This is a genomic window from Paenibacillus nasutitermitis (assembly GCF_014641075.1).
In the GTDB taxonomy this organism is placed as follows: Bacteria; Bacillota; Bacilli; order Paenibacillales; family Paenibacillaceae; genus Paenibacillus_Z; species Paenibacillus_Z nasutitermitis.
Genome location: NZ_BMHP01000002.1, coordinates 1,947,620 through 1,956,471, shown reverse-complemented (window position 1 = coordinate 1,956,471; position 8,852 = coordinate 1,947,620). Strand labels below are relative to the sequence as shown.

The 8,852-nt window shown below is 54.1% G+C and carries 9 protein-coding genes; 8 read left to right on the top strand and 1 reads right to left on the bottom strand.

Features of this window, described 5'->3' with window-relative positions; all coding sequences use genetic code 11:
* Positions 1–169: 169 nt before the first annotated feature.
* A complete protein-coding gene (locus tag IEY46_RS19185; protein WP_188993678.1) occupies positions 170–1,054 on the bottom strand; it encodes an AraC family transcriptional regulator in 885 nt (294 codons plus the stop codon).
* Positions 1,055–1,333: 279 nt separating this feature from the next.
* Between IEY46_RS19185 and IEY46_RS19180 the strand changes: the two genes are divergently transcribed.
* The 8 genes from IEY46_RS19180 to IEY46_RS19145 are packed head-to-tail and all read left to right on the top strand — an operon-like array spanning position 1,334 to position 8,810.
* Positions 1,334–2,659 (top strand): ABC transporter substrate-binding protein, encoded by a 1,326-nt coding sequence (locus IEY46_RS19180; RefSeq protein WP_188993675.1) that lies wholly within the window; start codon positions 1,334–1,336, stop codon positions 2,657–2,659.
* A gap of 20 nt (positions 2,660–2,679) precedes the next feature.
* A complete protein-coding gene (locus IEY46_RS19175) occupies positions 2,680–3,558 on the top strand; it encodes a carbohydrate ABC transporter permease (protein ID WP_229750370.1) in 879 nt (292 codons plus the stop codon).
* Complete coding sequence (locus IEY46_RS19170) at positions 3,545–4,384, top strand: carbohydrate ABC transporter permease (RefSeq protein ID WP_188993673.1); 840 nt, start codon at positions 3,545–3,547, stop codon at positions 4,382–4,384. The genes IEY46_RS19175 and IEY46_RS19170 overlap by 14 nt, the downstream gene beginning before the upstream one ends.
* A 24-nt stretch (positions 4,385–4,408) precedes the next feature.
* On the top strand, positions 4,409–5,407 hold the full coding sequence (locus IEY46_RS19165; protein ID WP_188993671.1) for a Gfo/Idh/MocA family protein: 999 nt from the start codon (positions 4,409–4,411) through the stop codon (positions 5,405–5,407).
* Between the two features lie 14 nt (positions 5,408–5,421).
* On the top strand, positions 5,422–6,537 hold the full coding sequence (locus tag IEY46_RS19160; RefSeq protein WP_188993669.1) for a hypothetical protein: 1,116 nt from the start codon (positions 5,422–5,424) through the stop codon (positions 6,535–6,537).
* Positions 6,538–6,550: 13 nt separating this feature from the next.
* Complete coding sequence (locus IEY46_RS19155) at positions 6,551–7,360, top strand: creatininase family protein (protein ID WP_229750369.1); 810 nt, start codon at positions 6,551–6,553, stop codon at positions 7,358–7,360.
* Positions 7,360–7,821 carry a RidA family protein gene (locus IEY46_RS19150; RefSeq protein ID WP_188993667.1) on the top strand — a complete coding sequence of 154 codons (462 nt, stop codon included), beginning with the start codon at positions 7,360–7,362 and terminating at the stop codon, positions 7,819–7,821. The genes IEY46_RS19155 and IEY46_RS19150 overlap by 1 nt, the downstream gene beginning before the upstream one ends.
* On the top strand, positions 7,818–8,810 hold the full coding sequence (locus IEY46_RS19145) for a sugar kinase (protein ID WP_229750368.1): 993 nt from the start codon (positions 7,818–7,820) through the stop codon (positions 8,808–8,810). The genes IEY46_RS19150 and IEY46_RS19145 overlap by 4 nt, the downstream gene beginning before the upstream one ends.
* The last annotated feature ends 42 nt before the right edge of the window (positions 8,811–8,852 follow it).

Here is an 8,852-nt window from a genome sequence, read left to right as displayed (position 1 = left end):
CTCCCCTTACAGTGACAGGTTTTATTATTTCACCTGTCTACCGTATGGGGAGCATATCATATGTTCCGGCTGCCTTTTCCCCATTCACGGGATTCCAAATTGTATCCCATGCTTAATTATAACGATTGAGAGCTTGCCAAAGAACGGAAGACGACCAGCGTGGCGAGGCCTAGGGGATGTCGGGGATGTCTTTTTTTGCCCGGTAATGGGAAGGCGAACTACCGGTTTGTTGAATGAAATACTTGGTGAAATGAGCGGGCGACGAGAACATCAGGCTGTCGGCAATTTCCTCTACCGTCTGGTCCGTTTCCGTCAGCCATTGCTTGGCTTTCTGGGTCCGCAGCTGCATCAAATATTGCTTCGGCGTCATGCCGTACACTTCCTTGAAGCAATTCGTAATGTGTGCCCGGTGCAGATTCAGCTTCTTCGCGATTTCCCCGATTTGCAGGTTATACCTATCAGTATTGTTTAGCTCGAAGGCGACTTGATGCGCGATCTTCTTGTGTGAGGGCGGAATGACGTCTTTCGTCTCTTGCGAGCGGGCGTGATAGAACTCCGCAAGCGTATAGAGGAATTCCACGAAGCTGGAATGCATTTTCAGCGCCTTCAGCGTGCTTGTGACCGAAGTGTTGACTGGCGTATTCGGGAGGTGATGCAGCTGTTCGAAATCTTCCCCGTAATGGCTCAGGAACTGCTGCAGCCATTCTGAGACGTACGCCCGCAGTCCTTCGTCAATAATCGGATGTGGGATTGACTGGAAGATCGAGTAGATCGATGGCATCTCGATATCGAAATGGAAACCGAAATAAACGCTGTCCTCCAGCATCATTAATTGATGGTAGGCGCCCGCTTTCATGAAGACCGATTCTCCGGCCGTAATGATGTGGGAGATACCATCTATTTTTATTTCAACCTTCCCCTTCAGGCAGTGCTTGAATTCGAAAATCGTATGGCGATGATTAGGGAACGACCAATTCCGTTCGGCGCTCGAATAGTAAATCGAGATCAAATGGATGGCGTTGTATACGCGGGATAGTTGAAAGAAATACTGCATGCAGGATGCTCCTTCCAGGTGCCGATCGAGCTTGCTTGTCTTGTATGTGATTCGTTTTTTTGACTCCAAAAGTATAAGAAGCGTTTACATTATGAAATGTTCTTCGCTCTTGGGGGATGTTACTCTTATATTGTCGATTCCAACTCGGACGGTAGACGGGCCATACAGGCCGTCCGCGAATAATTCGTGAGAAACTATCCCACCATTATAGACTCATGCGTGTGATAAATTCAAGTTTCCGGGGAATCGAAAAAAGATAGTCTAATGGGAGGTCTAAGCATGAAGAACAGACAGAAAAAAAGGAGCATTGCCGCATTAAGTGCGATCGTTGCTTTGTCCTCGGTTCTGGCCGCTTGCGGCAGCAACACTTCGAACGATGGCAACGGGGGTTCCGACTCCGGAAAACCAGTCACCTTGAAGGTCATGTCCTCGACAATCGTCGAGAAGCCTGCGGGCGAGATTGAGCAGGAGCTGGCGGACGAATTCATGAAAGCCAATCCGGACATCAAGATCGAATTTATGGGACTTTCCCAGAACGATGCCTTCGCGAAAATCACGACGCTCGCCACAGGGAACCAACTGCCTGATATCTTCCTGAACACGAGCGATTTCTATGCTACGGCCAACGGTATGGGCATTACCGCGGATCTGACGCCGCTGCTCGGGGAAGACTTCGTGAAAGGGTTCTATCCAAGTGTGCTGAAGGAATCGACGATCGACGGCAAGCTGCAATACATGCCTTGGTTTACGACGCCTATCGCGTTAATATATCGAACCGATTGGTTCGAGGCTGAAGGCCTGAAGCCGCCTGTAACCTGGGACGATTTCGTGAAATCCGCACAAAAGCTGACAAAAGACACTGACGGTGACGGCAAGGCCGATCAATGGGGCTTTGGTCTCGTCGGCACGAACAACAGCTCGGGTACGTATCGGTTCTTGCCGATTCTTCACAGCTTCGGCGCAAGCGAGCTCAAGCAGGATGCAGACGGCAAATGGGTTACGGATTTAGACAGTCCTGAAGCGATTGAAGCATTTCAATTCTTCGGCGACCTTGCAAACAAATACAAGGTTACGCCGCCGGGTGCGATGCAAAACGCCTATGCCGAGAACGTCACGCTCATGGCGAACGACAAAATCGGCATGGTCATCTCCGGTTCCCATTCGATCGCGGGGTTGATCGAGAAGAACCCGAAACTTGAAGGAAAGCTGGCAGCCGTACCTGTACCGAAGAAAACCGAGCATTCCTCGAACCTGAGCGCCTTCGGCTTCTCGATCTCGGAGAAAAGCAGCAACAAAGAAGCCGCAGCGAAGTACTTGAAGTTCCTCGTGGAGAAAGAAAATGCGATTAAGTTCTTCGAAGGCACCGGGCGTATGCCGACCCGCATGGAAGCGGGAGACGACGCAAGAGTGCAGTCACCGGTCTACAAAGGCTTCTTGGACGCTCAGCAATACGCAGTCCCGCAGCCAGTCGTTTCTTTCTTCTCCCAGGTGCAATCCGCGGTAGGCACAGCGTATCAAGCCATGCTCGCTGGCAGTACAAAAGCGGAAACGGCGGCTACGAAAGCGGCGGAATCCGTGAGAAGCGAGATCGAGCGGAATCAATAGTGTGAAAGAGGGGATTCCCCGTGAAAAACAATTTTTCAAGGAAGCAGTGGGCAGGATATGGTTTTATCCTGCCTTCCGCTATTATGATGCTGGTGTTGGTCGCTTATCCGATCTTATACGGATTTTACGTGAGCATGTTCGATACGAATCTGATGAACCGTTGGGATTTCGTCGGATTGAAATACTATTGGGAAGCCTTAACGAAGCCGGATTTCCTGGAGAAAATCTGGATTACGGTCAAGTTTACGGTACTCGTTCTCATCGGTAATTTCGTCATTGGCATTCTGCTCGCCTTGTTGCTCAACATGAAGCTGAAAGGGAGAACCTTCTTCAGGCTCATCCTGATCTTGCCTTGGTTATTCCCGGAAGTTGTCGTCGCGTTGTTATGGAAATGGATGTTCGATCCGATTTACGGCCTGGTCAATCACGTCCTGATGACCTTGCATCTGATCAACGAGCCGATCGCGTGGCTGAGCAGCACGACATACGCAATGCTGGGCGTCGTGTTCGTCGCCGTGTGGAAAGGGTATCCGCTCGTTCTGATCTTCGTTCTGGCCGGTCTTCAAGCGATTGACGAGGATATGTACGAAGCTGCGGACATCGACGGAGCAGGCAAGCTGAAGTCGTTCTGGTACATTACGCTTCCAAGCCTCAAGGTCGTGCTCGCTTCCACGTTAATCTTGGAAACCATCTGGTGGTTCAAGCATTTTACGATCATTCATCTGCTTACAGAAGGCGGTCCGGTCAATTCGACCAGCGTCGTGAGCATCGATATTTTCAAGCTGGCATTCACCGACTTCCGCTTCGGACAAGCCGCGGCATTGTCGATCATCGTATTCTTGATTTGTTTGTTGATAAGCTTTGCGTACAGGAGGTTGTTATCCGATGGCAGGAACTAGAACTCGCAGCCTTACAGGCAATATCGTCGCGTACGCGTTGCTCATCGTCGCGTCTTTGATGGTGCTGGTGCCTGTCTTCTGGATGATATCCACTGCACTGAAAACGCCGGAGGACACGTTCGCGACGCCTCCCCAATGGATTCCCGCCCATCCGACACTTGAGGCGTTCCGCAATATCTGGAACGATTATCCGTTCGGGCACTATTTTGCGAACAGCCTGATTGTCGTGTTCGCGTCCACGTTTATTTCGATTATATTTTCGACGCTCGCCGGTTACGGCACATCCCGGTTCCAGTTCAAGGGGAAGGGCTTTTATTTGACCTTCCTGCTCGTAACGCAGATGTTCCCGGCGATCATGCTGCTCATTCCATTTTACAATATCATGACGCAAGTCGGTCTCGTCAACACGCTGTTTGGTCTGGTTATTACGTACATTACGTTCACGATTCCAGTCTGTTCGTGGATGATGCTCGGGTATTTCGATTCCATTTCGAAGGAAATTGACCAGGCGGCGTCTATCGACGGATGCGGACCTTTCCGTACGTTCTGGAACATCATCCTGCCGCTCATCCTACCGGGTATCGTCGCAACGGCAATCTATTCGTTCGTAATGGGCTGGAATGAGTATATGTTCGCTATGATCCTGATGTCGGACGAGAACCTGAAGACGGTTCCGGTCGGAGTCGGTCAACTGGTCACGCAGAACAAAATTGAATGGAATGACATGATGGCAGCATCGCTCGTCGCGACTGTTCCCGTCTCGATTATATTCATCTTCCTGCAAAAATACATGATTAAAAGTTTGACGGCCGGCTCGATCAAGTGACGGCTCGGAAGTGGAGGATTAACGATGAAGTCTATAGCTAGAGTTGGGGTTATCGGTCTGGGCCGATGGGGCGAATCCCATGTGCAGGCATTCAGCAAGGTCAAGGGGGCCGAGGTCGTCGCAGTGTGCGACGTTCGGCCGGAACGGCTCGCCCGGGTTGCGGAAGCTTACGGCATCGTTGGCCGTTACTCGAATGTCGATGACATGCTGGCAGCGGAGAAGCTGGATTTGGTGAGCGTCGTCACGCACGAAACCGATCATTTCCTGCCGGTGTCGCAAGCCTTGTCCGCAGGCGTCCACGTGTTTGCGGAGCATCCGTTTGCGACGAATCCGGCCGCGGCGGTGGAGCTGTGGAAACGGGCAATCGAGCGCGAGTTGAACCTATTCGTTCCGCGTCTGCTGCGCGCCCATGCCGGATACCGTTCCGTCTATGAAGCTATTAAACAAGGCAAGCTGGGCAAGCTTGAGAGAATAGAGCTGAGCCGGTCCCGCAGCGTGTCGATTCGCAAGCATTACGACAGGCTGCCGACGTATTACGAGAACCTGCTGTTCGAGATGGATATCGCCTTCTGGCTGGCCGGAGCGGTGAAGTTCGACCGGATGCAGACATTTGGTTCCAAAGCGCTCGAGAACGGAATCCGGAATATCGAGCGGCTTGAGTTTGAATTCGACAATGGTGTGCAAGGAACGATGTCCAACGTCTGGAAGACGGAGGGCGAAGGGCCGTTAACGAACGGGTCACTATCCGTGATCGGAGACGCAGGGCGGATCGATATCGATACGAGCGACCTGACGTATTTGCTCGGCGATCCGTGGAAGTGCGGATCCGTAGCGTTACCGGGCGGCGCTGATCTGCTTGAATTTGGCTTGGAAGCTCTCGTGGGCGAGCTGCAATCGGCGTGTGACCGGGTTCGCGCCGGAATGCGGCCGGATTATAACGCAGTGAAGGAAGCGAATATTCTTGTCGACGTCGCAGATACGACGCTGCGCTCGATCGATTTCAAATATGCGGTTCATTATTAAGGGGAGATTAGGCTATGAACAAACCGAATAAAAAAGTCGCGGCCATTATTACAGAATATTGGTCTACTAACCATGCCGATGTCATCATTACGAAATTCCTGGACGGCTACACATTAAACGGCAGAACCTATAAACCGACGGTAGATATCGTGTCGATGTTCATCGATCAATTCCCTGCCAACGACATGGGGAAGGACATGGCGGACAAGCACGGCGTCTCCTTGTATCCCTCCATTCGTGAGGCATTGCTGCATGGCGGCGATACGTTTGAGCTGGACGGCATCATCGTGATCGGGGAGCTTGGCGAATATCCGGAGAACGAAATCGGGCAGGTCCTTTATCCCCGGCGCGCGTTTTTCGAAGAATGCTTGAACGTTATGCTGGAGTTCGACCGGATCGTTCCGGTTTTTACGGACAAGGGGTTCGCAATCGTTCAGGAAGACATCGAATGGATGTATGAGCAGATCAAGAAGCATGACGTTCCGTTCATGTCCAGCTCCGTACTGCCTTTCTGCCCACAGCTTCCAAGGCCGGCGGCGGCAAGTATTCCTTACGGCGCTCCAATGCACAAGATGCTCGGCTTCGCCTACGACGACGTGGAGCGCTATTGCTATCATACGATGGAAATGATGCAAAGTGTTGCAGAGAACCGGGCAGGAGGAGAAACCGGAATCCGCGCAGTGCGGACGTTCACGGAGCAAGCGGCGATCGACCGAATCCTGTCCGACGACTGGCATGCGATTTACCGAAAGCTGGGCGGTTTCGTTAACCTGCGGGACCTCGATATGTTTCCGTACCAGTTGAAGAAGCCGGTGTTCGTAGAGCTCGAATACGCAGACGGGCTGCAGGCGGGGATGATTTTTGCAGAGCCGGAGGGACGCATGTTCGTCTCGGCTTATCAGGTGGCGGAAGGCGAGGAGCCGGTCTGCGTCGAGTTCCGGCTCCAGAACCAGAAGCCGCACAGCCATTTCAGCTATCTGGTGCTTGCGATCGAGAGATTCATCCATACCCGCAACGCGCCATACCCGGTGGAGCGTTCGCTGCTGACGACGGGGGCGCTTGACGCCCTGATGCATTCGTTATACGAAGGCAAGGAAATCCAGACGCCGCATCTGAGCGTCAGCTATTAAGGGGGCGAGCGTCATGACTTTCATGGCGAGTATGGAAACAACGCACGGCGGGTATCATTTTCAGCATTACACGAGGGAACGACTGAACGAGTTCGCCCGCGAAGGCGGTTACGTCATCGTTCCCCTGGCGGCGACCGAGCAGCATGGTCCGCATCTGCCGGTGAACACGGATACGATGATCTGCGACTATGTGACGCGCAAGTCGATCGAGCGGGTCGCGGGGAGGATGCCAGTGCTGATGGCGCCTATACTGAGCATCGGCTGTTCGGAGCATCATCTGAGCTACGGCGGCACGATTTCGTATTCTGCGGAGACGTATCATCGGGTACTGGCAGATGTCGCGACGAGCTTGGTGAAGGATGGATTCGAGCGGATCATATTCTTGAACGGCCATGGCGGCAACCATCAGATCATGACGCAAGTTGCGCAGGATACGGCGGTCGGGCATGACGTTTGGACGGTGGCCGCCTCTTATTGGAACATCGCCAATACGGCGCTGGGCGGTACGGACGCATCTGGCGTCGGGCTCGTTCCCGGTCACGCGGGGGGCTTCGAAACGTCGCTCGTCATGGCGATTTGCCCCGAGCTTGTGGACGCCGGGCGGATTCAATCAGGACATCCGGTGAACAGCTGGGCTAGAGCTGAAGGGTATTACATGGGCAGGCATGGCTTGATTACAGGCCGCGACGGGTACTCGGATTCCGCGGATCAAGCGAGCGCAGAGAAAGGGCAACGATATTTGGACACCATCGTGGGGAGCGTGTCCGATTGGCTGTTGGAGCTTGATAAGACGATTCGAAAGGCTGAAGGAGGAACAGAATAATGGCGATTGTGGAGAAAAGGTTAGAGGAGCTTGGCGTCGTATTGGAGAATGCACCGAAGCCGATTGCGGAGTACGTGCCGGCGAAGACGGTGGGCAGCCTTGTCTATACGTCGGGTTTCGATTGTCGCGTGAACGGCGTATTGCTGCATGAAGGCAAACTTGGAACGGACCTGACGATCGAGCAGGGGCAGGCAGCTGCTCGTCAGGTCATGATTAACGCGCTCGCTGTATTGAAGGATCATATCGGCGACTTGGACCGCGTCAAGCAGGTCGTGAAGCTGCTCGCCTTCGTTAATTCGGCGCCGGGTTTCGCCGAGCAACCATTTGTTATTAACGGCGCCTCCGAGCTGCTCGTTCAGGCATTCGGGGAGAAAGGGCGCCATGCCCGCGCAGCGATCGGTACCAACGAGCTTCCATTTAACACGCCAGTCGAGATCGAAATGATCGTGGAAATCGAGTGAGACCGTACGAAACAGACGTTGTCACGATCGGAGAGAGCATGGTGTTGTTCCAGCCTATGACGGAAGGGCCGATCGCTTACGCGCCTCTGTACGGCCAATCCGTGGCCGGTTCGGAAACCAATGTGGCGATCGGACTAACCCGGCTGGGCAAGCAAGCCCGTTGGATCGGCCGTTTGGGCGAAGACCCGTTCGGGGATCTCGTTCTGCGGACGCTCGCTGGGGAGGGTCTTGATGTCGGACTGGCCGTCCGGGACAGTTCTGCGCCGACGGGTCTGTTCTTCAAGGAATTCAAAGGCTATGGCGATCCGAACGTCTACTTCTATCGCGCGCGTTCCGCAGCCAGCCGGTTGACGGCTGCCGATGTGCGGGAGGAATGGTTTGCGGGGGCGAAGCACCTGCACGTGACCGGGATCACGCCCGCGCTCGGAGACGGGACGGCGGACGCGATCCGGATAGCGATGAACATGGCGCGGGAACAGGGACTGACCGTGTCGTTCGATCCAAATCTGCGGCGCAAGCTGTGGGATGAGAAGACAGCTCGGGATACGCTGCTGTCGCTAGTTCCGCTATGTGACTTGTTCCTGCCAGGTGCCGAAGAAGCGGAGTTCCTGCTCGGGGAGATGAGCCCGGATGCTTACGGCCACGACTTTCTGCAGATGGGACCGTCTGTCGTTGCGTTAAAGCTTGGCGAAGACGGATCGGTCGGTTTTACTGGGGACGCTATCCTTCGCGTGCCGGGTTACCGGGTCGAGCGCGTCGTGGATACGGTCGGAGCGGGAGATGCGTTCGCGGCGGGGCTATTGTCCGTCATGGTTGGCCCCACCGAGGACTGGCGGACGGAAAGACTGCCGGAGCTGCTGCTCCGCGGCTTGGAGAGAGCTAATGTATATGGGGCTCTCGCGACGCAGTTCAAGGGAGATTGGTCTGGGCTTCCTTCCCTTTCGGAGCTCGAAGCGCTGATGCAGGGCAAGCGGCAAACGACGAGGTGAAAACTGGTCGAACCGGTGGAGCCGATCGACTCGGTTGAAAGG